Here is a 237-nt window from a genome sequence, read left to right as displayed (position 1 = left end):
GCAACAATAACTTCCATGTAAACGAAACCGGGAGTGTAACTGCACCAAGCGTAACCGGCCTTGAAAATACAGAATGGTCTGGCAATGCAGAAGATATTGTAGCAGACCGTGCAGCAACGGAAGGACAACTCCTTGATGTTCAAGGCAATCTCGATACGCTGGCAAAAGGCGCAGTGATGTATGACGTAGACGAAGACGGAAACGTTACGGATAACGTAACCATTGACGGCAAGATGA

At 47.3% G+C, this 237-nt stretch carries 1 protein-coding gene; it reads left to right on the top strand.

Annotation, left to right across the window (positions count from 1 at the left end; genetic code table 11):
- The coding region (locus CJ260_RS12875; RefSeq protein ID WP_158221418.1) for a hypothetical protein at nt 1-237 on the top strand (237 nt) is incomplete at both ends.

Origin of the sequence: Megasphaera sp. ASD88 (assembly GCF_002287425.1) — a bacterium.
GTDB classification, from domain to species: domain Bacteria; phylum Bacillota; class Negativicutes; order Veillonellales; family Megasphaeraceae; genus Megasphaera; species Megasphaera stantonii.
This window is presented reverse-complemented; position numbering and strand designations above follow the sequence as displayed.